The sequence below is a fragment of the Actinoplanes couchii genome, from assembly GCF_016862075.1.
In the GTDB taxonomy this organism is placed as follows: domain Bacteria; phylum Actinomycetota; class Actinomycetes; order Mycobacteriales; family Micromonosporaceae; genus Actinoplanes; species Actinoplanes couchii.
Genome location: NZ_BOMG01000054.1, coordinates 35,550 through 61,333, shown reverse-complemented (window position 1 = coordinate 61,333; position 25,784 = coordinate 35,550). Strand labels below are relative to the sequence as shown.

The 25,784-nt window shown below is 69.7% G+C and carries 24 protein-coding genes; 8 read left to right on the top strand and 16 right to left on the bottom strand.

Translation table 11 applies throughout. The annotated features are described in order from the left end of the window. The first annotated feature begins 61 nt into the window (after positions 1-61). On the top strand, positions 62-739 hold the full coding sequence (locus Aco03nite_RS21160) for an aggregation-promoting factor C-terminal-like domain-containing protein (protein ID WP_203797126.1): 678 nt from the start codon (positions 62-64) through the stop codon (positions 737-739). 272 nt (positions 740-1,011) lie between these two features. Here the strand turns inward: Aco03nite_RS21160 and Aco03nite_RS21155 are convergent, their stop codons facing one another. The 9 genes from Aco03nite_RS21155 to Aco03nite_RS21115 all read right to left on the bottom strand — a co-directional run bounded on the left by Aco03nite_RS21155 (position 1,012) and on the right by Aco03nite_RS21115 (position 9,926). Beyond that, positions 1,012-1,587 (bottom strand): type 4a pilus biogenesis protein PilO, encoded by a 576-nt coding sequence (locus Aco03nite_RS21155; protein ID WP_203797124.1) that lies wholly within the window; start codon positions 1,585-1,587, stop codon positions 1,012-1,014. Further along, the gene (locus Aco03nite_RS21150; RefSeq protein WP_203797122.1) at positions 1,587-2,276 is read right to left on the bottom strand and encodes a PilN family protein; all 690 of its coding nucleotides are present in this window, start codon (positions 2,274-2,276) and stop codon (positions 1,587-1,589) included. Before Aco03nite_RS21150 ends, Aco03nite_RS21155 begins: the two co-directional genes overlap by 1 nt. Beyond that, the gene (pilM, locus tag Aco03nite_RS21145) at positions 2,276-3,298 is read right to left on the bottom strand and encodes a type IV pilus assembly protein PilM (RefSeq protein ID WP_203797120.1); all 1,023 of its coding nucleotides are present in this window, start codon (positions 3,296-3,298) and stop codon (positions 2,276-2,278) included. The genes Aco03nite_RS21150 and pilM overlap by 1 nt, the downstream gene beginning before the upstream one ends. Positions 3,299-3,325: 27 nt before the next feature. After that, positions 3,326-4,105 carry a prepilin peptidase gene (locus tag Aco03nite_RS21140; protein WP_203797115.1) on the bottom strand — a complete coding sequence of 260 codons (780 nt, stop codon included), beginning with the start codon at positions 4,103-4,105 and terminating at the stop codon, positions 3,326-3,328. Between the two features lie 73 nt (positions 4,106-4,178). Then, the gene (locus Aco03nite_RS21135) at positions 4,179-4,676 is read right to left on the bottom strand and encodes a type II secretion system protein (RefSeq protein ID WP_203797114.1); all 498 of its coding nucleotides are present in this window, start codon (positions 4,674-4,676) and stop codon (positions 4,179-4,181) included. 81 nt (positions 4,677-4,757) lie between these two features. Then, entirely contained in the window at positions 4,758-5,987 is a 1,230-nt protein-coding gene (locus Aco03nite_RS21130) for a type II secretion system F family protein (RefSeq protein ID WP_203797113.1), read from the bottom strand. A 2-nt stretch (positions 5,988-5,989) separates the two neighbouring features. Beyond that, a complete protein-coding gene (locus Aco03nite_RS21125; protein ID WP_203797112.1) occupies positions 5,990-7,111 on the bottom strand; it encodes a type IV pilus twitching motility protein PilT in 1,122 nt (373 codons plus the stop codon). 81 nt (positions 7,112-7,192) lie between these two features. Further along, on the bottom strand, positions 7,193-8,857 hold the full coding sequence (locus Aco03nite_RS21120) for a GspE/PulE family protein (RefSeq protein WP_203797111.1): 1,665 nt from the start codon (positions 8,855-8,857) through the stop codon (positions 7,193-7,195). Between the two features lie 70 nt (positions 8,858-8,927). Further along, positions 8,928-9,926, bottom strand: coding sequence for a GlxA family transcriptional regulator (locus tag Aco03nite_RS21115; protein ID WP_239145321.1), 999 nt, complete (start codon positions 9,924-9,926; stop codon positions 8,928-8,930). Between the two features lie 62 nt (positions 9,927-9,988). Between Aco03nite_RS21115 and Aco03nite_RS21110 the strand changes: the two genes are divergently transcribed. Both Aco03nite_RS21110 and Aco03nite_RS21105 read left to right on the top strand, forming a co-directional pair. Beyond that, the gene (locus tag Aco03nite_RS21110) at positions 9,989-11,263 is read left to right on the top strand and encodes an MFS transporter (protein ID WP_203797109.1); all 1,275 of its coding nucleotides are present in this window, start codon (positions 9,989-9,991) and stop codon (positions 11,261-11,263) included. A 76-nt stretch (positions 11,264-11,339) separates the two neighbouring features. Beyond that, positions 11,340-12,044, top strand: a complete 705-nt coding sequence (locus tag Aco03nite_RS21105; protein WP_203797108.1) for a DUF3800 domain-containing protein — start codon at positions 11,340-11,342, stop codon at positions 12,042-12,044. On the opposite strand, the gene Aco03nite_RS21100 is transcribed toward Aco03nite_RS21105, so the two are convergent. Next, entirely contained in the window at positions 12,034-12,327 is a 294-nt protein-coding gene (locus Aco03nite_RS21100) for an STAS domain-containing protein (protein WP_203797107.1), read from the bottom strand. The genes Aco03nite_RS21105 and Aco03nite_RS21100 overlap by 11 nt on opposite strands. A gap of 45 nt (positions 12,328-12,372) precedes the next feature. Between Aco03nite_RS21100 and fxsT the strand changes: the two genes are divergently transcribed. Further along, positions 12,373-14,796, top strand: coding sequence for an FxSxx-COOH system tetratricopeptide repeat protein (gene fxsT / locus Aco03nite_RS21095; RefSeq protein ID WP_203797106.1), 2,424 nt, complete (start codon positions 12,373-12,375; stop codon positions 14,794-14,796). On the opposite strand, the gene Aco03nite_RS21090 is transcribed toward fxsT, so the two are convergent. The 3 genes from Aco03nite_RS21090 to fxsA form a co-directional block, all read right to left on the bottom strand. Further along, the gene (locus Aco03nite_RS21090) at positions 14,791-16,479 is read right to left on the bottom strand and encodes a putative bifunctional diguanylate cyclase/phosphodiesterase (RefSeq protein ID WP_203797105.1); all 1,689 of its coding nucleotides are present in this window, start codon (positions 16,477-16,479) and stop codon (positions 14,791-14,793) included. The two genes, fxsT and Aco03nite_RS21090, sit on opposite strands and share 6 nt — an antisense overlap. Positions 16,480-16,543: 64 nt before the next feature. Beyond that, entirely contained in the window at positions 16,544-17,548 is a 1,005-nt protein-coding gene (locus Aco03nite_RS21085; RefSeq protein WP_239145320.1) for an aKG-HExxH-type peptide beta-hydroxylase, read from the bottom strand. Positions 17,549-18,023: 475 nt separating this feature from the next. Next, positions 18,024-18,206, bottom strand: a complete 183-nt coding sequence (gene fxsA / locus Aco03nite_RS21080) for an FxSxx-COOH cyclophane-containing RiPP peptide (protein WP_239145319.1) — start codon at positions 18,204-18,206, stop codon at positions 18,024-18,026. 166 nt (positions 18,207-18,372) lie between these two features. Between fxsA and Aco03nite_RS21075 the strand changes: the two genes are divergently transcribed. Together Aco03nite_RS21075 and Aco03nite_RS21070 are read left to right on the top strand one after the other, a co-directional pair. Further along, the gene (locus Aco03nite_RS21075; protein WP_203797102.1) at positions 18,373-18,552 is read left to right on the top strand and encodes a hypothetical protein; all 180 of its coding nucleotides are present in this window, start codon (positions 18,373-18,375) and stop codon (positions 18,550-18,552) included. After that, positions 18,542-18,934 carry a hypothetical protein gene (locus tag Aco03nite_RS21070; RefSeq protein WP_239145318.1) on the top strand — a complete coding sequence of 131 codons (393 nt, stop codon included), beginning with the start codon at positions 18,542-18,544 and terminating at the stop codon, positions 18,932-18,934. The genes Aco03nite_RS21075 and Aco03nite_RS21070 overlap by 11 nt, the downstream gene beginning before the upstream one ends. A 355-nt stretch (positions 18,935-19,289) precedes the next feature. On the opposite strand, the gene Aco03nite_RS21065 is transcribed toward Aco03nite_RS21070, so the two are convergent. After that, complete coding sequence (locus Aco03nite_RS21065; protein ID WP_203797101.1) at positions 19,290-19,574, bottom strand: DUF427 domain-containing protein; 285 nt, start codon at positions 19,572-19,574, stop codon at positions 19,290-19,292. Positions 19,575-19,698: 124 nt separating this feature from the next. Here Aco03nite_RS21065 and Aco03nite_RS21060 point away from each other — a divergent pair, with 124 nt between their 5' ends. Together Aco03nite_RS21060 and Aco03nite_RS21055 are read left to right on the top strand one after the other, a co-directional pair. Then, positions 19,699-20,781 carry a hypothetical protein gene (locus Aco03nite_RS21060; protein WP_203797100.1) on the top strand — a complete coding sequence of 361 codons (1,083 nt, stop codon included), beginning with the start codon at positions 19,699-19,701 and terminating at the stop codon, positions 20,779-20,781. A 235-nt stretch (positions 20,782-21,016) separates the two neighbouring features. Next, positions 21,017-22,597: a hypothetical protein gene (locus tag Aco03nite_RS21055; RefSeq protein ID WP_239145317.1), complete on the top strand. Its 1,581-nt coding sequence runs from the start codon at positions 21,017-21,019 to the stop codon at positions 22,595-22,597. Between the two features lie 204 nt (positions 22,598-22,801). On the opposite strand, the gene Aco03nite_RS21050 is transcribed toward Aco03nite_RS21055, so the two are convergent. Together Aco03nite_RS21050 and Aco03nite_RS21045 are read right to left on the bottom strand one after the other, a co-directional pair. Beyond that, positions 22,802-24,601 carry a GAF domain-containing SpoIIE family protein phosphatase gene (locus Aco03nite_RS21050; RefSeq protein ID WP_203797099.1) on the bottom strand — a complete coding sequence of 600 codons (1,800 nt, stop codon included), beginning with the start codon at positions 24,599-24,601 and terminating at the stop codon, positions 22,802-22,804. Positions 24,602-24,927: 326 nt separating this feature from the next. Continuing rightward, a complete protein-coding gene (locus tag Aco03nite_RS21045) occupies positions 24,928-25,776 on the bottom strand; it encodes a bifunctional DNA primase/polymerase (RefSeq protein ID WP_203797098.1) in 849 nt (282 codons plus the stop codon). Positions 25,777-25,784: the final 8 nt, after the last annotated feature.

The window sequence follows — 25,784 nt, the reverse complement described above, 5'->3', positions numbered from 1 at the left end:
TCCGAGGCATGCGATCGATGGAAGCGCCGACGATTCATGCCCGCCGAAAGGGACACCCCCGGTGAAACGACTCCGGACCACAGGCCTACGCGTCGCGTCGGTCGTTCTGCTGCTGGCCGGCCTGATCGGCGGCGTGGCGGTGGCACGCCACCAGGACGCCAAGCAGACCGCCGCGGAGTCGGCGGCCGAGACCGAGCGGCTGCTGGTCGCGCGGGAGACCGAGCACGCCGCGGCCCGGGCCGCCCGGGAGGAGGCGGTGAAAGACGCCGCCGTGAAGGCGGAGAGTGTCGCGAAGACCGCCGCCGCCGGTGCGCGTTCGCTGGACAAGGCGCAGGCCAAGGCGGTCGCCGCGGCCAAGGCCGAGGCCAAGCGGAAGGCCGAGGAAGCGGCCGGGCCGGTGCCGTTCAACGGCAAGATCCCGGCGTCGTGTGACGAGTTCAGCGGCAGCCGCCAGATCGGGTGCGCGCTGATGCTGTCGTCCGGTTTCAAGATCGCCGAGTTCCCCTGCCTGAACGAGCTGTGGGACCACGAGAGCGGCTGGAACTACAAGGCCGAGAACCGCAGCTCCGGGGCGTACGGGATCCCGCAGTCGCTGCCCGGCGACAAGATGGCCCAGTTCGGCGCGGACTGGAAGACGAACCCGGCGACCCAGATCAAGTGGGGCCTGAGCTACATCAAGGGCCGGTACAAGACGCCGTGCGGGGCCTGGAACAACTTCCAGGAAAAGGGCAACTACTGACTCAGCCGTACGACATGAGGTGCCGGCCGCCACGGGGCGACCGGCACCTTTTTCATGCTTGTCCAGGAGGGGCGGGCAGTGCCCGGAGTGGACGAAATAAAACCTACGGGCGCATTGTCCGGCGCTGACGGACCGGTTGTCCGGAAGATTGGGGGGCCCGCGCCGCTACGGGGGGAACGGCGCGGACCCGAGCACCACGATATCCGTCATTTCGGGGGATTGCGAGAGCATCCGGCGTATACATAGGAATCGCACAGCCAACTGTGACACGGTCAGGAGCTGACGGTCCGGGTCTGCGTCGAGGTGATGAAGGCGGTCAGCGACAGCGACAGCGTCCACTGACCGGTGCTCGCGCCGTAGTTGGCCGACTTGATGAGCACCGACCGGGGCTGCTCGGTCTGCAGCTGCTTGACGAAGCTGGTGATCTTGTCTACGTCGCCCTCGATGTTCAGGGTGATCGGCAGTTCGGACACCGTGGGAGTGTCCTTCAGCTCCTGCGGCGCGGACGCACCATAGCCACTGACGTTGACGTCGTACTTCACGCCGAGTGCCTGGAGCTCCTTCAAGAACTCGGGGATCTGGTTGGTGGTCTCGCCGTACGGCAGGGCCTTCTGCGCGGTGGCCAGGGTCTCCTTGTACTCGGCGACGTTCTTGAGCTGGTCCTTCAGCTCGCCGAGCTTCTTCTGCTCCTTGCTGAGCTGCAGGACGGTGTCCGCGGTGTCGTTCTGAACGGTGTCCCGGGCGGTGTACTGCGGACCGATCAGGAGGAAGTAGCCACCGACCACCAGCAGGATGGCCAGGGTCAGCCCGCCGAAGAGCCAGAGCTGGTCGATGCGACGTGTTGTCATCACTTCCCCTTGCTCGGGCAGTCGGTGGTGAAGCGCCCGCAGAGCGCCTCCTTGGTGATGCTGATGGTGACCGTGAAGGCCACGCCGGTGCCGGAGTTCGTCACGCTCGTCACGAACGGGTTGACCACGTCCTTCAGATCACCGAACTCATTGACGAAGTCAGCCACGACCCGCTTGTTCTCGGCTGTGCCGGTGATCGTCAGGGTGCCGATCGCAGTGCTCGCCTCGGTGCTGGTACCGGCCGCCTGCTCGCTCAGGCCCGCGTCGATCTGGCTGAGCGTCACCTTGGTGCCGGCGGCACGATCCCGGATGAGGGAGAGCATGTTGGTCCAGGACAGGTCGCTGGCCATCACCGCGGACAGTTCGGTGTTCAGGGTCGTTCCGCCGTCCTGGTACTCGACGAGAGCCTTCAGTTCGTCGGTCTTCTGCGCGGAGCGGACCGAGGTCAGGGACTGGAAGGTGTCGTTGTACTCCTCCTCGGCGTTCTGCTTGGCGATGGTCGCCTGGGCGTACCAGGCGCCCAGGACGGCGAGCGTGGCGACCACCAGGACCACGACCACCGACCGGGTGACCCGGGACCGCCGGCTCTCCCGGATCTCCGGTGGCATCAGGTCGGCCCGGATGGTGAGGATCCGGGCGGCCTGCTGGGGCGACACCGACGGGTCAATGGGCATCAGGGCGGTGCTCATCAGGCTGCTCCGAGGGTGAGGCCGATCGACACCGCCGCCGACGGGACGAAACTGTCGAAACCTTGTTCACGGGCCTTGCGGGTGTCCCGGAGCCGGGCCGCGCTGTCCGCGTACATCACCGCGACGCCCAGCTGCTCCTGGAGGTGTGCGGCGAGACCGGGCATCAGGGCGCTGCCCCCGCAGAGGGCGATCCGGCTGACCTGCTTCTGCCGCTCGCCCGAGGCCAGGTAGGCGAACGAGCTGCGCAGCTCGCTGACCAGCGGGCGGACCGCGTCGACCAGGGCGGCCACGGTGTCCGGGTTGCCGTCGCCGTGCATGCCGAAGCGGCACTTGAGGGACTCCGCCTCGATGGTGGAGACGCCCAGCCGGGTGGCGATGTTGTCGGTGATCTCCGAGCCGCCGCGGGGCAGCGTGCGGACGAACATCGGCTCGCCGTCGGCGTGCACCACCACGCTGGTGATGTTGGCGCCGATGTCGACCAGCGCCTCGACCTGGGTGTCCAGCCGGGAGGCCGAGCGCAGCATGGCGAACGTGGCCAGGTCGACGCCGTTGACCTTGAGGCCGGCCTTCTGGACCGCGTGCACCAGGTCCAGGACCGCCTCCTTGGGCATGGCGATCAGCAGGCCGCGGACGGTCTGGTCGTCGCCCGGCTGCTCGAGCGGGTAGAAGTCCAGCAGGGAACGCTCGACCGCGAGCGGGAGCTGCTCCTTGACTTGGAACGGCAGGGCCTGGCGCCGCTGGTTGGCCGGCAGGTTGGCGATCGAGGTCTCCCGGACCACCAGCTGCGGGTTGGTGACCGCCAGGTTGACCCGCTTGCTGCCGAACTTGCTGGCCGCCCAGAGCTGTTTGAGGGCGGAGGTGAGCCCGACCGGGTTCTGCACCACACCGGCCACCACGGTGCCGGTTTCCAGCGGGAACTGGCCGAAGTTGATCAGTGAGTACTCGTCCTTGGTGCGGCGGACCTCCACGGCCCGGATGGAGGACGAGCCGATGTCCAGCCCGATCGGTGTGGCACCAGCCATCGTTCTTCCCTTCCGTTCAGCGGTTCTTCAGGCGGGCAGGAGGAGGTTCGAGTACCAGGAGGTGAGCGGCGCGGCGGCGAAGACCGCCAGGAAGGCGCCGGCCAGCATGTACGGGCCGAACGGGATCCGGCTCTTGCGGCTGACCAGCTTGAGGGTGAGCAGCACCCCACCGACCACGCCACCGAGCAGGAAACCGGCGAAGACACCGACCGCGACCGCGCCCCAGCCGAGCCAGCCGAGGTAGAAGCCGAGCAGCGGGGCGAGCTTCACGTCGCCGCCGCCCATGCCCCACATCGCGAGCAGCAGGTACATCACATAGAGCAGGCCGGCCGCCAGCAGACCACGGATCAGGTCGGCCGGGTCGCCGGTCGTCAGGGAGACCGGGACCAACAGAGCGATCGCTACGCCGTACGACGGAATCACGATCTTGTTGGGCAGTCGCATGACGTCGAGATCGATCAGCGCCAGAGCGATCGCGACGGCGGCCAGGTAGAGGTAGGCGGGCAGTTCCCAGGACCAGCCGAATCGGGCGGCGACCGCGACGAACAGCAGCGCGGTGCCGGCCTCGACCAGCGGGTAGCGGGCGCTGATCCGGGTGCCGCAGTCGGCGCACCGGCCCCGCAGGATCAGCCAGCCGAGCACCGGGACGTTGTGCCGGGCCCGGACCGCGTTGCCGCACTCCGGGCAGTGTGAGCCGGGCCGGACCAGGGACTCGCCGCGGGGCACCCGGTGGATCACCACGTTCAGGAATGAACCTATGACCAGGCCGAGGAGGGCCACCACGACGTACAGCGGGGCCTGTGTCACGGTGGTCCTCCTCGGGTTCGGCAGAACAGGGGCTTGGGTGGCGCCGGTTCCGGCGCCACCCAAGCCTGGTATGTCAGGGAGTAGTCGCGCAGGTGGCCGGCGTGAGCTTGCCGGCGGTGGTGACGGAGCCGCCGGCCGTGCTTTCGTACAGGTACCAACGATCGGCGGTGCCGCCCTCGTTCTTCGCACAGATCTTGTAAGAGGTCACCGGAGTTCCGACCGGGACGTAGCTGAGCTGGGTCTTGTCGGAAAGGGTGATGGTCCCGTTGGTGCCCCCGGTGACCGACAGGACAATCGTCTTGTTCGCGTCGGTGCCGTCGTTGGTCTTGGTGGTCTGAGTGGCCGGGTACTTGTTGCCGTTGTTGGTGTAGAACTGCTCGACCGCGCTGATCGCACCTCGGACGTCGGACTGCGCCGACTTGTCGGCCGCACCCTGGCGGTAGTTCAGGTACACCGGCACGGCGATCGCGACCAGGACGCCGATGATGACCACGACGACCAGAAGTTCGATGAGGGTGAAGCCTTCGTCGTTCTTCTTGCCGGCGCGCAGACGAGCGATGATGTCCTGCATTTCGGGGTGCCTCCATGGGCGGTCGGGTGGAGCAGGGGATGGGTTTGGTGCTACGGCCGTCGGGAGTCGGCCGGGAAATCGTTAGTTCTGAATGCTCTGACCGATGGTGAACATCGGCAGGTAGAGGCAGATGACCATGCCGCCGACCACGGTGCCCATGACGACGACCATGATGGGCTCGATGGACGCGGTCAGTGACTCGGCGGCGGTATCGACCTCTCTGTCGTAGAAATCGGCAACCTTGTCCAGCATCTGACTGATCTGGCCGCTCTCCTCGCCGACTTCGATCATCTGGGTGACCATGGTCGGGAAGATCGGGTGGCGCCGGAGTGCCGTGGACATCGTCTGGCCGTCCCGAACCGTCGACTGGACGTCCTTCATCGCCGCGTTGATGACCTCGTTGCCGGTGGTCTCACCGACCACCGCGAGGGCCTGCATGACCGGAACACCTACGTTCAGCAGCAGGCCGAGGTTGCGGGCGAACCGGCTCATGGCGAGTTTGCGCAGCAGCTGCCCGAAGACCGGCGTGCGCATCTTGATCTGGTCGATTCGGAGCCGGTAGTTCTCGCTGGTGCGCGTCTGCCGTTTGTGCACCACCATCGTCACGATCGAGACGCTGATGACCAGCGGCCCGATCCAGCCCATGTTGTGGCTGGCCGTGACCAGGAACTGGGTCGGCGCCGGCAGCGCTCCGCCGAGACTCTTGAACATGCCCTCGAAGATCGGGACGATGAAGATCAGAACACCGGCGATCATGACGAAGGTGAAGCCCAGCACGATCGCCGGATAGGTCAGCGCGGCCTTGATCTTGCCGCGCAGCACGGTGTCCTTCTCCAGGCTCTCGGCGATCTGCTCCAGAGCCTTGTCGATCATGCCGCCGGTCTCGCCGGCCCGGATCATGGCGATCATCAGGCGCGGGAAGATCCGGTCGTGCTTGGCCATCGACTGGGACAGCCCGCTACCGGCGGCCACGTCCGCGCGGACCTCGGCGATCGCCTTCTTCAGCGACTGCGCCGACGTCTGCTCCTCCAGGATCGACAGCGATCGCAGCAGCGACATGCCGGACGAGGTCATGGTGGCGAACTGCCGCGCGAAGACGGCCAGATCCTTGAGCTTGACCCGGCCGCCCAGCCCGGGGATCTTGATCTCCATCTGGAGGCCGTGCCCGGTCTCGGTCACCTCCAGCGGCACCTCGCCCCGGGCCCGCAGCATGTGCGTGGCGGCGGCCTCGTTCGGCGCCTCGATGGTGCCCTTGGCCTTCTTGCCGGCCGAGTCCAGCGCGGAGTAGGCGTACGTCTTGGTGTTGGCCATGCTCAGCCCCGTCCCGCGAGACGCTTGAGTTCATCGGCGGAGTGACAGATCTCCAGAGCCGTCGACAGCGAGATGATCCCGTCCCGGATCTTCTCGGCCAGGTGCTGGTCGAACGAGAGCATTCCCTCGTTGCCGCCGGCCTGCATGAACGACGGGATCTGATGGGTCTTGCCCTCCCGGATCAGGCTGCGGATGGCAGGCGTGCAGGTGAGGATCTCGCAGATCACCGACCGCCCCTTTCCGTCCGCGGTCGGCGCCAGCGCCTGCGTGATCACGCCCTGCAGACTGGCCGCCAGCTGGGCGCGGATCTGCAGCTGCTGGTGCGGCGGGAAGATGTCGATGACCCGGTCGATGGTCTGGGTGGCGCTCTGCGTGTGCAGGGTCGCCATCACCAGGTGACCGGTCTCGGCCGCGGTCAGGGCGGTGGCGGTGGTCTCCAGGTCGCGCAGCTCGCCGACCAGGATGATGTCCGGGTCCTGCCGCAGCGCGTGTTTCAGCGCGCTGGCGAAGTCGCCGGTGTCGGTGCCGACCTCCCGCTGGTTCACCACACACCGCTTGTGCGGGTGCAGGAACTCGATCGGGTCCTCGATGGTGATGATGTGGTCGGCCCGGCTGCGGTTGGCCAGGTCTAGCAGCGACGCCAGGGTGGTGGTCTTACCGGACCCGGTCGGGCCGGTCACCAGGACCAGGCCACGGGGCAGGTGGGCGAACCGGGACACCGACTCCGGCATGCCCAGCTCGTCCAGCGGCTTGATCTTGTGCGGGATGGCCCGGAAGACCGCGCCGCACGAGTTCCGCTGCCGGTACAGGTTGCCGCGGAACCGGGAGACGCCGACGATGCTGTGCGCGAAGTCGAGTTCCCGGTCGGCCAGGAAGGTGTGCCACTGGGCCCGGCTGACCGCCGCGCTGGCGAGCAGTTCGGTGTCCGAGTTGTTGAGTTTGCCGTACCCGATGACCGCCCGCAGGTCGCCGTTCACCCGGATCATCGGCGGCGAGCCGACGGTGAGGTGCAGGTCCGACCCGCCCTGGTCGACCAGGGTGACGAGCAGACTGTCGAGCACCTCCAGGTTCTCCGGGGTTCCGGCGGACGTCGCCTCCGGTACCTCGTGCTGGAGCGTGGTCATCTGTTCTCCCCGGCTTCGGTGTTGCTGTCGACTGTTGAATCGGCACCGGGAGGACCGGGTTTAGTAGCGGATCAGTTGCGCTCAGACGGCGACCCGGCTGACCTCGCGGATCGAGGTGAGCCCGCCGGCCGCCTTGGCCAGCCCGTCGGCCCGCAGGTCGTACATGCCCTGGGCGACGGCGACGTCGCGGATCTCGCCGGCCGAGGCGCGCCGGATGGTCAGCGACTCGATCTCCGGGCTGACCGGCATCACCTCGTGGATCGCGATCCGGCCCTTGTACCCGGTGTTCGCGCAGTTCCGGCAGCCCACCGGGCGGAACAGCGACTCGGGGTAGGCGAGATCCTGGACCGGCCAGTTGGCGGCCATCACCTCCTCCTCGGTCGGGGTGTACTGCTCCTTGCACCAGTCGCAGATCCGCCGGGCCAGCCGCTGGGCGAGCACACAGTCCAGCGAGGAGCCGACCAGGAACGGCTCGATGCCCATCTCGGTGAGCCGGGTGACCGCGCCCGGGGCGTCGTTGGTGTGCAGCGTGGAGAGCAGTAGGTGACCGGTGAGGGCGGCCTCGACGGCGATGTTCGCGGTGGCCCCGTCCCGGATCTCACCGATCAGGACCACGTCCGGGTCGGTCCGCAGGATGGCCGGCAGCACCGCCGCGAACGTCAGCCCCGCCTTGACGTTGACCTGCACCTGGTTGATGCCGCGCAGCCGGTACTCGACCGGGTCCTCGACGGTGATCACGTTGACCTCGGGGCGGCTGATCTTGCCGAGGGTGGCGTACAGCGTGGTGGATTTGCCGGACCCGGTCGGGCCGGTCACCAGCACCATGCCGTGCGGTTTGCTGAACGACGCGGAGAAGCGGTCCAGGTTGTGCTGGGTGAAGCCGAGTTTGCTCAGATCCAGGTCGATGCCGCCGGTGTCCAGGACCCGGAGCACGATCTTCTCGCCCCAGACCGTGGGCAGCGTGGCGGTGCGCAGGTCGACCGTGCGGTCCCGGATCAGCGCGGTGATACGCCCGTTCTGCGGCACCCGCTTCTCGGTGATGTCGACCCCGGACATGATCTTGATACGGGAGATCAGCGCCGCCATCACCCCGCGCGGCACCAGGTCCACCTCGTGCAGCACGCCGTCGATCCGGTACCGCACCCGCATGTCGTCCTCGGTCGGCTCCAGGTGCAGGTCGGAGGCACGGTTCATGACGGCCTGCTCGATCAGGCTGTTCACGTACCTGACGATCGGGGCGTCCTCGGTGCTCGTCGTCTGCGCCGACATCCCGGACTGATCGGCCTGCTCCTCGGCCATCTCGCCCAGGTCGGTGCCCTCACGCTGCAGCTTCTCGATGATCCGGCGGACCTCGCTGCGCGCCACCACCACCGGGCGCACGGTCATCCCGGTCGCCGCCCGCACGTCGTCCAGCGCCACCACGTCGGCCGGGTCGGTCACCCCGACGACCAGCTCACCGTCGTTGATCGCCAGACCCAGGACCCGATGCCGCAGTACGACCGGGAGAGGAATCCGTTTCAGCGCGGCCGGGTCCGGCGTGAAACCGACCAGGTCCAGGGTGTTGATGCCGAACGCCGCGGCGGCCGCCTTGGTCAGCTGCTCCTCGGTGACGACCTGGTCGTTGATCAGGACGGCACGTACCGACCGGCCGCTGCGCTGGGCCTCGTTCGCGGCCCGATCGACCGCCTCGGGGTCCACCCCGATCTGTTTCAGGGCATCGAGCAACGGGCGGAAGGTCTGATCCATGGGTTCCTCGGGGGCCGGGTTCCTCGGGCGGGGAACCGGATTTCCCGTGCGGGAAACCCGGAAAGAGGGCTCAGTGATCCATCGGAAGTTTCCGGCCGGAACTGAGCGCTTGAAGATCAGGACGGAAGGTCCGCCGGTACGCCGACGGGGCCACGCCGATCGTCGCGTGCATGTGCTGGCGCAGCGCCGTCGCGCTGCCCAGCCCGGACCGGCGGGCCACCGCGTCGACCGCCAGATCGGTCGACTCCAGCAGGATCCGGGCGTGCTCCACCCGCTGACGCAGCAGCCACTGCCGCGGGCTGAGCCCGGTCTCGTCCCGGAACCGCCTGGTGAACGTCCGCACGCTCATCCGGGCGTGCCCGGCCATCTCCTCCAGGCTCACCGGCTCGGCCAGCCGGTCCAGCACCCAGGCCCGGGTCGGCTCGGTGCCCTCCCCGCCCGCGGACGGGACCGGGCGCTCGATGAACTGGGCCTGACCGCCGTCCCGCCAGGGCGGCACCACGCAACGGCGGGCCGCCCGGTTGGCCGCCCCGGCGCCGTGGTCGGTGCGGATGATGTGCAGGCAGAGGTCCACACCGGCGCCCACGCCGGCCGAGGTCAGGATGTCGCCGTCGTCCACGAAGAGCACGTCGAAGTCCCACGCCACGCTTCGGTAGAGGCCGCCGATCCGGTCCGCCCAGGCCCAGTGCGTGGCGGCCGGGCGGCCGTCCAGGAGACCCGCCGCGGCCAGCACCGACGCCCCGGTGCAGATCGAGACGATCCGGGCGCCCCGGGCCGCCGCCGCGCGGAGCGCGTCCCGGATCTCCGGCTCGATGGTCCCGTCGGTGACCGGCCCACCCCGATGGATCCCGGGGACGATGATGGTGTCCGCTTTGGCCAATTCGGAAATGTCGTATTTTGGGATCACGGTGAAGCCCGCTTCGGTGGTGGCCGGCCCAGGGCCGCAGACCCGCACGTCGTAGAGCCTCTTTCCGGATTCGTCCCGGGCTGCCCCGAAGATCTGCGCGGGCACTCCCAGATCGAACGGGACCACGCCGTCCAGAACCAGTTCGCAAATGACATGCACCATGGCTCGATTCTTGCGCATGATGGCTCTCCGGCCACTCGTCCGGTTTCCTGGGAGGCGGCAGGATGCCTACTGTGAGACGTATCCATCCCGCCTGGCTCGTGGCCGCGGTCACCTTCGTCGCCCTGCTCGGCGCCGCCGGATTCCGGTCCACCCCGTCCGTCATGCTCCAGCCGCTGCACGACGAGTTCGGCTGGTCACTCGGCACCATCTCGGCCGCCGTCTCGGTGAACCTGCTGCTCTACGGACTGACCGCGCCGTTCGCGGCGGCGCTGATGAACCGGTTCGGGATCCGCCGGGTCGCGATGGGCGCGCTGGTGCTCGTCTCGGCCGGCTCCGGCCTCACCCTGTGGATGACGCAGAGCTGGCAGCTGATGCTCTGCTGGGGTGTGCTCGTCGGCCTGGGCACCGGCTCGCTGGCGCTGGGTTTCGTCGCCACCATCACCGGCCGCTGGTTCACGAAACACCGCGGCCTGGTCACCGGCATCCTCACCGCGGCCGGCGCGACCGGCAACCTGATCTTCCTCCCGGTGCTGTCCCGGATCGTCGAGTCCGACGGCTGGCGCACCGCGGCGGCCACCGTGTCGGTGGCGGCGCTCGCTGTCGTACCGCTGATCGCCTGGCGCCTCCGCGACCACCCGGCCGACCTGAACGTGCCCGCCCTCGGCGCCACCGAGATCGTCCAGCCTTCCCCGCCCGCGGGCGGAGCCGCCCGCAACGCCCTGCGCGCCCTCCGCGACGCCGCGAAGACCCGCCCGTTCTGGCTGCTGGCCGGCGGTTTCGCGATCTGCGGCGCGACCACCAACGGCCTGGTCGGCACCCACTTCATCCCCGCGGCACACGACCACGGCATGCCACAGACCACGGCCGCCGGTCTGCTGGCCCTGGTCGGCCTCTTCGACGTGGTCGGAACGATCGCGTCCGGTTGGCTGACCGACCGGGTCGACGCCCGGATCCTGCTCGGCGGCTACTACGCCCTGCGGGGCCTGTCCCTGCTGTTCTTGCCGTCATTGTTCGCGGCCACCGCCCACCCCAGCATGCTGATCTTCATCCTCTTCTACGGCCTGGACTGGGTGGCGACGGTCCCCCCGACGGTGATCCTGTGCCGGGAGTATTTCGGCGAGGCCGGCCCGATAGTCTTCGGCTGGGTCTTCGCCTCCCACCAGATCGGCGCCGCAATGGCCGCCACCGGAGCCGGCCTGGTCCGGGACCAGCTGGGCACCTACACCCTGGCCTGGTACGTCGCCGGAGCCCTGGCAATCCTGGCCGCAATCCTGAGCCTGATGCTCTACATCGGCAAACGCCTCCCAGCCCTGGAGACGATCCGCGCCACGGCGTGAGTCTTGCAACGGCCGCTATCCCTCTGGGGAGTTACGAAAGGGGCGTCGACGCTGATCGCCGTCTAATCTTCGTGCCGTGATCCAGACTCCCGGGCTCTACGCATACGTCGATGAAACCGGCGATCGCGGCGTCTCCACCAAGTCGTCGCGATTCTTCAGCATGGCGGGCGTCGTCGTGGCAGCCGAGAAGGAGCCGGACATGCGTTCCGTCGTCGCCGATCTGCGTACTACTTTTCAGATCCCCACCAACAAGCCGCTGCACTGGAAGGACAACGTCAAGGTCTACCCGAAGAGGCAGTTGGTCAGCCAGTTGCTCGGTGCCCTGGACGACTTGCAGGTCAACTACGTGATCTTCGAGAAGGCCGCTATCCCCACCACGTCGGTGCTCTGTGTGGACCAAGCGGCTTTCTACAATTACGTCGCGGGCATGATGATGGAGCGCCTACTGCTGACTGCCTGTTATTGGCCTGGTGGTGCTCGGGCCATCAAGGCGACCTTCGGTCACGTGCGTGGTTTCAATCATGACGACACGACTGCATACCTCGTCCGTAAGCGAAACACGGACCCGTCCTGGATTCCCTGGCGGCTATTGCACGGATCAGTCAAGTTCGAAGACACGAGCCGCTATGACGGCCTGCAGGTTGCCGACCAGTACGCGGGAATGCTGCACTCCGCCATCTGTCCCGACCAGTACGGCAACTATGAAGAGCACCACCTACTCCGAAATCGGTCGTGCCGGAACGCGACACGAATGTGGATGGCCATCACGGTTATGGGGTGATGGGGACCACCTCGAGCAGGCCGCTCAGGATCAGGATCTGGCGGACCTGGGGGGAGGGCTCGGCCAGGGTGAAGTCGATGTGGGCGTCCCGGGCCCGCTGGAAAGCGGCGATCAGCGCGCCCAAGCCGGTCGAGTCGATGAACGAGACGGCGGCCATGTTCACTATGATCCGGTGCGGGTGGGCGGTCACCGCGCGGAGGAGGGTCATCCGCACACTCTCGACCGTGGAGATGTCGATCTCTCCGGTCAGCTCCAGAGTGGTCGTCCGGATCTCGTCGGGCACCGGGTCTCCTTTTCTGTGGCCATCGTTGGACGTACGGTAATCGGCATGCCGATTCGTGGTGGTCTGCCGCCGCGCAACCCCCGCTTCGTGGGCCGTGAGGATCTTCTGGCCCGGGTGCGGGAGATGCTCGGCACCGGTCCGGTGGTGTTGCTGCCGAGTCAGGAACATCAACTCGGTGGCACCGGGCGTACCCAACTGGCCATCGAGTACGCCCATCGCCACTCCGAAGCCTACGACCTGATCTGGTGGATACCCGCCGAGCAGACCTCCGGAACCCGGGCCGCGCTGGCCGGGCTGGCCCAGCGACTCGGGCTGCCCGAGTCCCGTGATCTCAATCGGACACTCGGGGCGGTGCGGGATGCGCTGAGCCGTGGTGAGCCGTACCGGAACTGGCTGGTGGTCTTCGAGAACGCGAACCGCCCCGAGGACATCACCCCCTACCTGCCCAGCGGCGCCGGGCACGTGCTGGTGACCAGCCGCAATCCACGGTGGACGACCGAGGTGGCGCAGGGTCTGCCGGTGCCGGTGTTCGACCGGGCGGACAGCGTCGACCTGCTGCGCGCCCGTGCCCCGGAGCTGTCCGCCGTCGACGCCGGGCGGCTCGCCGAGCGCCTGGGCGACGTACCGATGGCGCTGGATCTTGCCGCCGCGGTCCGTGAGGCGACCGGCCGCCCGGTGTCCGGCTATCTGGAGGATTTTGACCGGCGGGCCGCTGAGCTGGCCTTTCCCACGCCGATCCGGGTGGCGTGGGGGCTGGCCGCGGAGGCGCTGGGTGCCGCCGCGCCGGCCGACCGGGTGCTGCTGGAGTTGTGCACGTTCCTGGCCAGCGCGCCGATCTCGTGGCGGCTGCTGTGGGCGGCGCGGACCCTGCCGCTGGATCCGGAGCTGGCGCGCACGGTGCGGGTGGAGCGCCGGCTGCGGGCGGCGATGCGGCGGATCGCCCGGTTCGGTCTGGCCGGCCTGGATCCGGCCGGTGAGCGGCTGACCGTGCATCCGCTGATCCGGGGCATGTTCGGGCAGGAGCTGAGTTCGGAGCGGCACGCGGCGCTGCTGCGGACGGTCCGCGGCATGCTGGCCGCCGGTGATCCGGGCGATCCGGACGATCCGGCGGGCTGGTATAGGTACGCCGAACTCGCCCCGCACCTGATCCACTCCGACCTGCTCGGCGGCGACGCCGAGGAGATCCGCCAACTGGTGATCAACTGCATCCGGTTCCACTACGCCCGCGGTGACTACGACTCCAGCCGCGACCTGGCGAGCGCCGCGGTGTCCCGCTGGCGCGACGGGCTGGGCGAGTCCGCCGAGCAGACCCTGCTGGCCGGGTTCCACCTGGCCAACGCGATGCGCGCGGTGGGCCGGTCGGCTGACGCCCGGACTCTCAACCTGCAGACTCTGCGTACCCAGCGGGAGGTGGTCGGCGCCGACGACGAGGCGACCCTGGCCACCGCCAACAGTGTCGGCGCGGACCTGCGGATGCAGGGCCATTTCGGACAGGCCCGGCAGTTGGACGCCGACAACCTGGTGCGCTACCGGCGACTGTTCGGGGAGAGTTTCCCGACCGCGCTGCGCTGCGCCAACAATCTTGCCGCCGACCTGCGGCTGCTCGGCGATTTCCGGGGCGCCCGGGCACTGGACGAGCAGGTGCTCCGGCACCGGCAGGCGATCTTCGTGGACGGGCATCCGGAGACGGTGTCGTCACGGGCCGCGCTCGCGTTCGACCTGTTCGGGCTCGGCGACTACGCGGGGGCGGCCGACGTGCTCGCCACCCGGCCCGGTGACGCGATCCCGGCCGACCATCCGTTCGCGCTGTGGGCCGGCCGGTGCGCGGCGATGGCCGCCCGCCGCCGGGGCGAGCCGTCGGCCCGGGCGCTGGCCGCAGAGAACCTGGCGATGAGCCGGAAGCGGTTCGGTGAGCTGAGTGTCGACACCCTGGCGTCGGCGGTCTCGGCGGCCAACTGCGCCCAGGCCGACGGCGACCTGGACGAGGCCCACGAGATGCTGGAACGTGCGGTGATCCGCTATCACGCGGTGCTCGGCGACGACCACCCGTTCACCCTGGCCGCGTCGGCGGGGCTGGCCGGGGTGGTCCGGGCGACGGGCCGGCACTCGGACGCCCGGACCATCGACATGGAGGTGCTCGGCGGCCTGCGCCGCAGCGTCGGCTCCGACCATCCGTTCACGCTGAGCTGCGCGAACGGGCTGGCCGCCGATCTCTTCGCGGTCGGTGAGGTGCAGCAGTCCCGGGAGCTGGCGGCGGACACGCTGCGCCGGTCGCAGGCGGTCCGCGGCACCGACCACCCGGACACCGCGGCCTGCGCGTGGAACCTGGCCCGGATCGGCGCCGACGACGCCGCCCGGGAGCAGGCCCTGAACGGGCTGGTGAAAGCGTTCGGCGACGGCCACCCGGTGTTCCGGGCGACCGCCGCCGACCTGCATCTGGAGACGGAGACGGACCTGCCGCCGCTATGACGCGACGTCGGCGTCGACGTCGATGACGACCGGGCTCTGCTTGTCGAGCAGCTCGGTCACCCCGAGCGCCGGCATCGGCCGGGCGAAGTGGTACCCCTGGGCCCGGCCGGCGCCCAGCTCCTTGAGCCGTTCGGCCTGCCCGGCGTCCTCGACACCCTCGGCCACCGGCGACAGGTTGAAGGTGCGGGCGATGTGCAGCACCGCCTCGGCCACCGACGCGCCACCGGTCTCCGGCATCGCCTGCACGAACGAGCGGTCGATCTTCACCACGTCCACCGGCAGGGTGCTGAGGTGGCTGAGCGACGAGAAACCGGTGCCGAAGTCGTCCAGCGCGATCCGGACACCCAGCTCCTTCAGGGCGGACAGCACCCGGGCCGACTCGACCAGGTCGGTGAGCGCCACCGACTCGGTCAGCTCCAGCACCAGGTCCTGCGGCGGCAGACCGGTCCGGCGCAGCACCTCGCGTACCTCGTCGATCAGCTTGGGGTTGCCGAGCTGGGAGGCGGACAGGTTGACGTTCATCTCGAAGCCGGGGAACCGGTTCTGCCAGTCCATCGCCTGCCGGCAGGCCTCCTCCAGCACCCAGCCGCCGAGCCGGGGCACCTGGCCCAGCTGCTCGGCCAACTCCAGGAACAGCGCCGGCGGGACCAGACCCTTCTCCGGGTGCCGCCAGCGGACCAGCGCCTCCACCCCGACCGTGATGCCGCCCTGGTCCAGGTCGACGATCGGCTGGTAGTGCACCTCGAACTCGCCGGCCTCCAGCCCGCGCATCAGATCCTGCTCGGCCAGACGGCGCTGCTCGGCCTTCGCGAACAGGACCGGGTCGAACCGGCGGGCCACCCCGCCACCGTCCCGCTTGGCCCGGATCAGGGCCTGGTCGGCGCGGCGCAGCATCCCGCCGAGACCGTTGCCGGTGTGGTCGGCGACCGCCACCCCGGCGCTCGCCCGGATGTTCAGCAGCATCCCGCCCACCTGCAGCGGACGGTGCAGCTCGGTGAGGACCCGCTCGGCGACCGCGACCGCGGCCTGCTCGTCCTCCAGGCCGGGCAGCAGCACCGCGAACTCGTCGCCGTCCAGCCGGGCCACCGTGTCGTTGGCCCGGACGTTCACCGCGAGCCGGTTGGCGGCGGCACGCAGCAGCTCGTCACCGGCCGCGTGCCCGAGCACGTCGTTGATGTCCTTCAGGCCGTCCACGTCGACCACGATCACCGCGGTCTTGGTGCGGGACGGCTCGGCGATGACCTCGGTGGCGTACTCGGTGAACATCTTCCGGTTGCCGAGCCCGGTCAGCGGGTCACGGAACGCCTGCTGCGCCAGCAGGGCCTGCTGCCGGTTCCGGTCCGGGTCGATCCGCGCACCCAGGACCTGCCGCAGCAGACCGGCCGCGGCGACCAGCACCACCAGCCAGACCCCGCCCGGCGGCAGACCGGCGGTCACCTCGCGGATACCCACCACCAGCAGCGCCGCGGCCACGGTGATCAGGCGCAGCAGTCCCCGGCGTGAGTCCAGCAGCAGCACCGCCAGGCCCAGGCACACCGCCGCGGCCAGCGTGACGATCCGCCCGGCCGGACCACCCGGCTGAGCCGGATCGGCCACCGGCCAGGCCAGCAGTACCAGCGACGCGAGCACCACCGCGTCGTCGACGACGACGCGTACCCGGTCCCACAGAGCGTTGCGACCCACGATCCACCTCCGGCGAGTCAGATCGGTTCCCGCCGGGCCCGGTTGAGTTAACGGGCAAGGGCTTTCAGGTGCAGGACGAGAGCCATTTCGTGAGGGCGTGGACCGGCACGTCCGGCAATGCGACTGTCACCGCGCGAAGAACTTCCGGCTTGCGGTACGTCGGGAGCACGGTCCCCTGGGCCGCCGCTTGTCCACGGGGATCGGACAGCTCCCGTCCGGAATCCTCGCGCAGCACCGTGGTGATCTGCGGCGGGGCGACGCCCTCGTGCCAGGCCGCCACCAGCCGGGCCACCTCCTGCGGCGGGACGGTCAGGTTCCGCAGTCGCCAGCGGGATCGGTGGTCGGCGTTCGCCCGGTCGGCCAGCCGCTGGATCTCCAGGTCCACCGGCTCGGTCAGCCACTGTTGGACCTCGGTCAGCAGGGCTGTGGTCAGGCGTACCCCAGCAGGGGTCAACTCACCGCCGGCCAGAAGCCCGGCAGCGGCCTCGGCCACCGCTGAACGCCATCGGGCGAACTCGAAAGCAGCCGCCCGGCTCTTCTCGTCTTCCTGCCCGCTCTCGTTCCTTTGCGCGCTTCCGTTTTTTTGCGCGCTTCCGTTTTTCTGCCTGCTCTCGGCTCGGCGGAATTTCGTCACGGCCAGGTAGGCGTAGGCGCCGTGCAACACCCCGAACGCCGGGCGGGGATCGTCCCGCCACGGTGAATAACCTGGCGGGCCACCCGGGTTCACCAGGTCGAACAGCAGGTTCGTGGCGTTCAGGACACTGTGCTGGCATTCGTGCAGCAGGCCGGTGGCCAGGGCGTCCGGGTCGGCCGGCGACGACATGGCGACCGCGCCGAACGCCTCGGCCGACGTGGCGCTGATGCCCTTCGCCGACGGGTCGGGCAGCACCGGCACGATCACCCGCAACACCGCGGCCATCGTCTCGGCGGCCGGTCGGTGCCGCCGGACCAGCACTTCCCACGCCTGGTCCAGGCAGGTTCGCCAGTGCTCGACCTCGGCCGGGGACAGCGGGGGAGCAGGGGTGAGCCCGAGCCGGGAGCGATCCGGATCGGTGTCCTCCAGACGCACCGTCAGGGTCAGGCCGTCGCAGGTGGCGGCCAGTATGTGACGGCCCTTCCGACCTGCCGCGTCTGCCGTGTCTTCCGCTTCTTGGCTCGCTTCGGCTGCCGCTTTTCGGCCCGCTTCAGCTGCTGGTTCTTGCCCCGCCTCGGCTGCCACTTCTCGGTCCGCTTCGGCTGCTGGTTCTTGCCCTGCTTCGGCTGCCGCTTCTTGGTCCGCTTTGGCTGCTGGTTCTTGGACCGCTGTGATTTCCGCTTTTTGGGGTGGGCGGGTTGCCCACAGGCCGGTCATCGGGTCGTCGGGCGGGTCGGCGTACCACCCAGGAGTGTCGGAAACCCTGCGCAACGCCTGTCGCAAGAGAAGCAGATGCCTGGTCCGCTCGGCGCGGCGCAGCGTGCCGAGGGTTTCGCCGGACGGGCGGCCGGCACCGAGCGCGATGAATGCGGCGTCGGTCAGCCGGAACGGTTGCGCGGTCATCGGAAGATTACAGAGCGGAGTTGAAACCGGCTATCGGCTCGCTCCGGGACGCCTCGTCGGTGACCCGGCGCATCGCACGGGCCAGCGCGGAGTCGTCCCGCTCGACAATTTCGGCGACCGGCACCTCGGAGAGGTCGATCAACACGGAGCGCCACTCCTGGGGCTCCTCGCCCTCCTGGCCTGTGTGCACGTCGCCCCCTCGGTCCCGTTCGCGCCGGTCGATGCGTTGCATGCAGGTTACGGCGGTCGCCGGGTCGGGTGACCGGCGGGAGTCACCACGGTGGGTGCTCGCGAGGTTTGCGCGACCGTGATCTCATGGGACGTCATCACCGCAAGTCGGTAACGGAGGGCAAAACGTGCTGGATGAAGAACAGGACGCGGAGGAGCGCGTCGACGTTCTTGAGGACGTTCTTGAGAAGGCCGACGAGCCGGTGATGCCGGCGCCGACGTTTCCCACCTTTCATCACACACCGACGTTGCCGCACCAGCTTCCGGGCAACGGATTCGAGAGCGGACGCGACAGTCGTGCACGGTGAACCCGGTCAGTCCCTGCCCCGCCGTGGCCCCGCGCCACCGGTCGACCGGATGGGCAACGCCGAACTGGCCCGGATGATCGAGTCCGAGCACCCGTACCGGGGCCGGGCCCTGTTCGAACTCTGCGACCGGGTGGCGCTCGACGACGACGCGGCCACCAAGGTCGGCATGCTGTCCCGGCTCACCTCGCTACGACGGGCGCGACTCTTCGACCGGGTGTCCCTGGCCTGGTCAGCGATCATCGCACTGCTGGCGGCGGAGACCCCGCACTCCCGGTCCGAGGCGTACGACGCGTTCGCCGCCCTGGACGACGCGGAACAACGGGACATGCTGGACTACCTGGAGGTAACAGCAATCGAGGAGGCCCACCCGCGAATCACGTGAGCGGGCCCCCAACTGTTCAAGACGTCGCGCCGACCCCGCACGCGGGCCCGGTGCTCAGACCCCTCACCCGGTCCGCAACCAAACCTCCTGCTCAGCCCCTGCCTGAACCTCCCGTTCAAGCCGGGTCAGGCCGGGCCTTTTGTTCGGGCCTTTTGCCCGGGCCTCTTGCTCGAGTCGGGTCGGGCTTCCGTTCGGGCCCCGATCGGCCTCTTGCTCGGGCCGGGTCGGGCTTCCGATCGGGCCCCGGCCGGGCTTCTTGCTCGGGCCTGGCCTGGGTCTTCTGCTCGGGTTCCGGTCGGACCTTGCTGGGGTCTGGATCCGGGCCCTTGCTCGGGCCCGGATCGGGATCTTTGCTTCAGGCCTCGATCAGGACGCCTCCGCGGAAGGCGACCCGGTCGCGGACCGCGGAGGCGTCCGGCTTCGGGTCGGGGTAGAACCAGGCGGCGTCCGGGGCGGTGTGCCCGTCGGCACGCAGCGAGTAGTAGGACGCTTTGCCCTTCCAGGGGCAGACGGTGTGCGTCTCCGAGGGAACGAGGACGTCCTCCCGAATGCTGGCGAGGGGGAAGTAGTGGTTACCTTCCAGCACCACGGTGTCTTCACTCTCCGCGATCACTTCGTCATTCCAGATGGCCTTCGGCATGTCCCGAACGTAGCGCGTGAGTCATTATATGTCTGATATGTGCGATTTATTCACCTCCCGTGGGTGAATTGCCGCAGTGATTTCGGCGTTCTACAGTCGTAGTTTCCGATCTTCCCCAAGGGCGGTGTCCGTGCAGCAGAACCGGCTCGACCAGTTACGCGGCGCCGGCAAGGCCAAACGTCACAACGCGCGAACCATCGCAGCGCTCACCGGCAATCCCGGCTGCAACCGCCGAGCGGTCCTCGACGCGGCCGGCATCGACAAGACCAAGCTCGCCGAGCGGGTCGGCTTCCCCGGCAGTTTCGGCCAGTCCCGTTTCGCGCTGACCCGGGGCAACGCTTTCGAAGCCATGCTCAAGGCCGACGACTGCGCCCTGCTCCGCACCGTCCTCTCCGCCGAAGCCGGCCTCGGCTATCAGGACATGGGCGCCGACAGCGACGACACCCTCGGCGAACGCCACACCCGAACCGCCACACTGCTGGCCTCCGCCCAGGCCGCGCTCGTCGACCACCCACTGCTGACCCTGGAGATCGCCGGCCAGACGGTTTACCTGGAGCCCGACCTGATCGCCTGGGCCCGCCCCTCGGCCACCCCGGGTAGCACTCAGGCCCGTATTCAGGTCGTCGAGATCAAGTCGTTCGCGATCATCGACGACCAGGCCGAGAGCGCCAAGGTGTCAGCCGCCGCGGTCCAGGCCGCCGTCTACGTCCTGGCCCTCCGTGACCTCCTCACCCGCCTCGGTCAGGACCCGTCCCTGGTCAACCACGAGGTGGTCCTCTTCTGCCCGCGAGACTTCACCCTGCAACCCACCGCGGTCGTCCTCGACGTCCGCAAACAGCTCTCCACCCTGCGACGACAGCTCTCCCGCCTCGCCTCGGTCGAGACCCTGATCGACGCCCTGCCCGACGGCCTGACCTTCGACCTGGCCCTCGAACCGGCCGACCTGATCGACGCGCTCACCGAGATCGAACCCCGTTACGCCCCGGAATGCCTCTCGGCCTGCGAACTCTCGGTTTACTGCCGCAACGAGGCGTCCGGCAGCACGGCCGCACTGGGCCGCGCGGTCCGCGAATCCCTCGGCGGCATCCCCACGGTCACCGAGGTCCTGGCCCTGGCCGAGGGCCGTCAGACCCCGACAGACGAACAGGCCGAAGCGGCAGCCCTGCTCCAAGCCGCCCTCCGCTTGCGGTCCGAGGCCCTTTCTTGAACACGCCCACCACTCCCGTCATGGTGATCCCCCCGCTCATTTCGGGCCTCCCGTCTGCGCCGTCTTCCGCTTCGCCGGCTGTGTTGCCCTCTACCTTGCTTATCGCGGCGCCCCTCAGTTTTGGTTCTCGATCCGCGCCACGAGTTTCGGATTTCTCGGCCGCGCCGTTTTCCGGCGGCTCCTCCTGGATGTCGGCCTCGCCGTTCTCCGGCGGCTCCTCCTGGATGGTGGTGCGGTGAGCACTCTGACCGCGCTAGCCCGGGCGCAAGCCGTCGTCGCCGGCCGGGCACAACCCGTCGCCACCGTGCGCCACCTGCACGTACACGATCATCCGATGGTGTTGATCCCGCTGGCCATGGCCGGGGAGGCGAACGCGCCCCTGGCCATGATGATCGGCACCGACCCGGCCCGCCCGCGGCTGCTCACCGTCGACCAGCCGCGCAACCGGGCCGACCGTTTCCGCTTCGCCGCCGAACTCGCCGAAGTGCTGGTCCCGCACGTCGGCTCGTTCGCGGCCGAGACCGAGGACGTCCCGGTCGACCGGGGCAAGGACGTCCGGCAGCGGTACGTGGACGCACCCCAGCTCTGGGTGCCGAACCCGGCCGGCATCGACTTCCTGCGGCTCCTGGGCCGGTCCACCCGCTTCCTCAAGATCGACGGCGACCATCCGGTACCGCCCGCCGTCCCGTTGCTCGGCCGCTGGCTGACCTTCTTCGCCAACAGCGCCGAGGTGCCCGGGTCGACGTTGCTGACGAACGCCGTACAAGCGCTGGGTCTGCATTGGGTGACCGGGCAGAGCGGCGCCGAGGACGCACAGTTCGGTGTCCAGCTCGCCTGGATCGAACAGGGCGCGGCCGCTGCCCGGGAAGCCGAGAACGGCCCGGTGGCCGGCCCCGCCACCGACCCGGACTTCGACAACCGGGTGCTGGCCCCACTCATCGAACGCTCCGCCCCCGAGCTTCGGCAGGTGCTGCACGAACTGCTCCTGCCGACCTGGCAGCGGATGTGGCGCACCCTTTCGCTGCTGCGCACCCTGCCGGCCGGTGAGCGGGTGCGGTCCCGCTGGGACGCCGACCGGGACGCTTTCACCGCTTTCAGTCAGCATGTGGCCGAGGGCGGTCCGCCGCAGCCCCGCCGCGACGGGGCGGTGGCCGCGGCGGCCCGCCTCCAGCGCCTGGAGAGCGCGGCCGCCCGGTACGCCGTCCAGCGGGCCTTCGACGACCCGCTGGTCCTGGCCGAGTACCGGCTGACCGGCTCGGCCTTCGCCGGCATCGTCACCCTGGCCAACCCCGATCGGGTGGACGACACGGGCCGGCGCCCGGTGCTCCGCCCCCGCATCATGGTCCACACGACCGAACCGGTCCGGGTGGAACCGAACACCAACCTGACGTCACCGTCCCGTCCCGCCCAGAAGGCGAAGGTCATCTCGGTCGCCCCGGCCGCCGGAGGCCACGACGTCCTCCTGGAACTCTCCGGCGGCATGGGCCGTCGCCTGGTGGCCGAGCCGGGAAGCGTCCCGGCGGTCGGCGAGCCCATCACCCTGACCACGTTGAGCGAGGCGTACCGCCCGGGCGGCGCGCTCCCCGACCCGGCCGAGACCCCCTGGACACACGGCGGTCCCCCGATCTACGAGGAGCCCACGCCGCCACCCGCCGACGACACCGCGCCCTTGAACCCCGACCCGGCCACGGCCCTCACGCCCGAGGCGCCGCTCACGCCTGACCCGGCGCCCACGCCTGACCCGGTGTTCTCCTCCGATCCGGCCCTCGCTTACCGCCCGGAGGTCATCCCGAACACGGCCGCGACCTCTCTCTGAGCCGCCCTTTCCGGTGACCCTCACCTCCGAAGGAAGGAGGGACGTTGCCGCAGGTAGGGCAGGACCGCCTCGCGGGTGGCCCGGACCCCGAAGCAGACCGGGAGCAGCGCGAGGTGGACCGGGCGCAGGCGGATAGAGCGAGGTGAGGCGGATCGGACCAGGTGGCAGCCCATCACCAACGAGCCGACACCGCCAGCCTCGCAGTCAGGTCAGGTGGACCAGGAGCAGGGCGATGTCGTCGCTGCGGCGTGGGGCCGCCGCCAGCAGGCTGGTGCACAGGTCGTCGGCCGGTCGGCCCGCGTTGGCGCGCAACACCTCGGAGAGACGGGCGATGCCCTCGTCGAGGAGTTGTTCGCGGTCCTCGACCAGGCCGTCGGTGTAGAGGATCAGCGTCGAACCGGGTGGCACCCAGCGCCGCGCGGTGGTCCGTGGCTCCCGGAGCGGCAACCCGAGCCCGAGCAGCGGCTCCGGCGGCACCCACCAGACCTGGACGCTGCCGTCCGGTTGCAGCAGCAACGGCGGCGGATGCCCGGCGTTGGCGAAACTGATCTTGTATCCGGAGGCGGACCGGCGGACCCGGGCGAGCACCGCGGTGGCCGAGGCGGGCACGTGCAACCCGTACAGAGTGCGGTCGAGATCGGTGAGAAGCGCCCCGGGTTCCTCGTCGCGCCCGTAGGCATCGCCCCGGACCAGGTTGCGCAGCTGCCCCATGGTGGCAGCCGCCTCGATGTCGTGCCCGGAGACGTCCCCGACCGCGACCATGACGCTGCCGTCGGGCTGGGCGAACGCGTCGTACCAGTCCCCGCCGACCGCCGCGCCGTCCTGCGCCGGGAGATATCGGGCGTGCAGCTGGATTCCCGGGATCTGCGGCAGCTCGGTGAGCAGGCTGCGCTGCAGCACCTCGGCCATGTGCCGTTGCTCCCGGTAGAGCCGGCTGTTCTCCACGGCGAGCCCGGCCCGCCGGCCGACCTCGGCGGCCGTCCACTCCTCGGCGGCGCTGAAGTCCTCCCGATCGGGCCGGTTGACCAGCAGTAACGCCCCGATCGGGCGGCGCCGCACCGGGGACACGATCGGCACGATCATGGCCGCTCCGAATCCGGCCCGGTCGGTGATCGCGGCCACCTCGGGATCGGTGATCCGGCTGCGCATGCCGGGGGTGCGGATCGGCCGGCCGGTGCGGTGGGCGGCCCGCAGCATCGCCCGCAGGTCAGCCCGGGCGTCGGTGGCCAACGCGGCGAGCCGCTCCATGTCGGCGGCCCGATCCGGGTCGCCGTGGGCGGTGGAGACCAGGGCGGAGCCGCCCGGATCCTCCGCGACCGCGACCACGCACCAATCGGCGAGGGTGGCCGTGACGATGTCACCGAGTCGCCGCATGGCCTCGTCCATGTCCATCGTGGCGGCCAGCGACTCGGTCAGGTCGGCGAGCAGCTCGAGCTGCTGGTGTGCCGACTCGGCGGCGCGCCGGGCCTCCTCGGCGGCGGCCCGGGCGATCCGCAGGCAGACCTCCGACGAGCAGACCTCGGCCAGCTCGCTGAGCAGGGCGACCTCACTCGGGGTCCAGACCCGTGGCTCCTGGTCGACGGCGCAGAGCGCGCCGACGATCAGCCCGTCCGGGTCGGTGATCGGCGCTCCGGCGTACGCGATGGCCCCGATCTCCTGGATCACCGGGTTGTCGCGCATCCGTGGTTCGGTCCGGACGTCGGAGACGACGAGCATCGCCCCGGCGGCCACCACGTGCCGGCTGAACGAGTGGGTCAGCGGCATCTCCCGGGCCGAGGAGAGCGGATCGGGCACACCGGTCTGCCCGGACAGGATCTGCCGGTCGTCGCCGACCAGGCACACCGCGCAGATCGGGGCGTCGACCAGCTTGCGCACCAGCATGGCCACCCGGTCGAAGGCGTCGTCGGGCAGCGGGCCACCGGCTATCCGGCGCACCGATCGCAGCCGCCGCGGGTCGGTGAGCACCACCCGGTCGGCGTCGCTGATCACGTCCCACTGAAGCACATCGCCCCCCGGCCGTTCCGAACGCCAGGTTACCGGCGGGAAGACGGGAGTCGTTCGTGCCCGGGTGACCCGATCATCCGTTTCGGCACGGCCGAACGGCCGATCCGACCCCGCACAACAGGCCTGCCGTTGTGGGTGAATGTGCTGGTCAGGGACGTGTGCCCGGGATCGTCCCGGAGAACGCCCGGAAGCGGGAACCGGATTCGGCCCGCGCGTGTCGGCCCGGTATCGACCAGATGCCGGGACAGCGGACGGTTCGCGCGTGTCGTTCTTGTCGCCGACGGTCACCGTGGCAGGTCCGCGTACTGAAAAGTCGGGTTTGACCGTCAGGCGGCACTCGGTGGGCTGGTCGCGAGCGGATGTCGTCGCCCCGCCGTCAACCCGGAGCGGAGGGTGCCGCGGATCTCGGACCAGCCCAGCCCCGCCTGCCGGGCCGCGGCCGTCAGTTCCCGCCGGACCTCCGGCTCGTCCAGCAGCCCGGCCCCGATCAGCCGGCCCAGCATGAAGGCCGCTCGGTTCAACGTGTCGTTGCGGGTGCCCTCGACGGCTCCGGCGACCCGGGCCGTTTCGGCGTCGAGAGCGGCTTCGGCATAGCGGTCCGGGTACAGGATCGGGCCGGACCGCACGGCTGGTGGCGGCGGGCCCGCGATCAGGGTGAGCAGGGCGGACGGCACCACCGGGAGGGTCACCGCGGGCCGCCGGATCCAGCGGTAGTCGGCACCGCGGGCATGCCGCGACGGCGGCGCCAAGACATAACCACCCACACCGCGCCAGTCGAGCCCCGCGACCAGGCGGACCCGGTTGCCCCACCCGGTCGGGCGGAACCACAGGTGCCGGCCGCCCCCGCCGCTGCGCACCTGCGGACCGGGCGCCACGTCGCCGCCGAGCAGGTGGCGAAGCCCGTGCCAGCCCTCGGCCGAGTCGACATCGGCCACGTCCATCACCACTCCAGTGCGCAGGCCCACGTTGGCGCGTGGCCAGAAGGTCCACCAGAGCTGGATCTGCTGCGGATCGGTCGAGGCCTCGGACAGGCCGTGCCGGAGCCGTGGGTGCTTGCCGGATCGATCGCATCGGGCTCCTTTGTCGCAGGAACAGGAGCCACCCCGGTCAGGCGTGTGCACCGGCAGGACGGGGATGCCGTGCCGGGCGTACGCGAGGGCGGCCATGAGCGACATTAGAACAA

What these genes read in the sequence shown, in the direction of transcription:
- Aco03nite_RS21150 (WP_203797122.1), bottom strand. Translation starts at nt 2,276, where the DNA reads ATGAGCACCGCCCTGATGCCCATTGACCCGTCGGTGTCGCCCCAGCAG.
- Aco03nite_RS21045 (WP_203797098.1), bottom strand. Translation starts at nt 25,776, where the DNA reads ATGTCGCTCATGGCCGCCCTCGCGTACGCCCGGCACGGCATCCCCGTC.
- Aco03nite_RS21110 (WP_203797109.1), top strand. Translation starts at nt 9,989, where the DNA reads ATGCCTACTGTGAGACGTATCCATCCCGCCTGGCTCGTGGCCGCGGTC.
- Aco03nite_RS21155 (WP_203797124.1), bottom strand. Translation starts at nt 1,587, where the DNA reads ATGACAACACGTCGCATCGACCAGCTCTGGCTCTTCGGCGGGCTGACC.
- Aco03nite_RS21125 (WP_203797112.1), bottom strand. Translation starts at nt 7,111, where the DNA reads ATGACCACGCTCCAGCACGAGGTACCGGAGGCGACGTCCGCCGGAACC.
- Aco03nite_RS21135 (WP_203797114.1), bottom strand. Translation starts at nt 4,676, where the DNA reads ATGCAGGACATCATCGCTCGTCTGCGCGCCGGCAAGAAGAACGACGAA.
- Aco03nite_RS21065 (WP_203797101.1), bottom strand. Translation starts at nt 19,574, where the DNA reads ATGCCGAAGGCCATCTGGAATGACGAAGTGATCGCGGAGAGTGAAGAC.
- pilM (WP_203797120.1), bottom strand. Translation starts at nt 3,298, where the DNA reads ATGGCTGGTGCCACACCGATCGGGCTGGACATCGGCTCGTCCTCCATC.
- Aco03nite_RS21115 (WP_239145321.1), bottom strand. Translation starts at nt 9,926, where the DNA reads ATGGTGCATGTCATTTGCGAACTGGTTCTGGACGGCGTGGTCCCGTTC.
- Aco03nite_RS21120 (WP_203797111.1), bottom strand. Translation starts at nt 8,857, where the DNA reads ATGGATCAGACCTTCCGCCCGTTGCTCGATGCCCTGAAACAGATCGGG.
- fxsT (WP_203797106.1), top strand. Translation starts at nt 12,373, where the DNA reads ATGCCGATTCGTGGTGGTCTGCCGCCGCGCAACCCCCGCTTCGTGGGC.
- Aco03nite_RS21130 (WP_203797113.1), bottom strand. Translation starts at nt 5,987, where the DNA reads ATGGCCAACACCAAGACGTACGCCTACTCCGCGCTGGACTCGGCCGGC.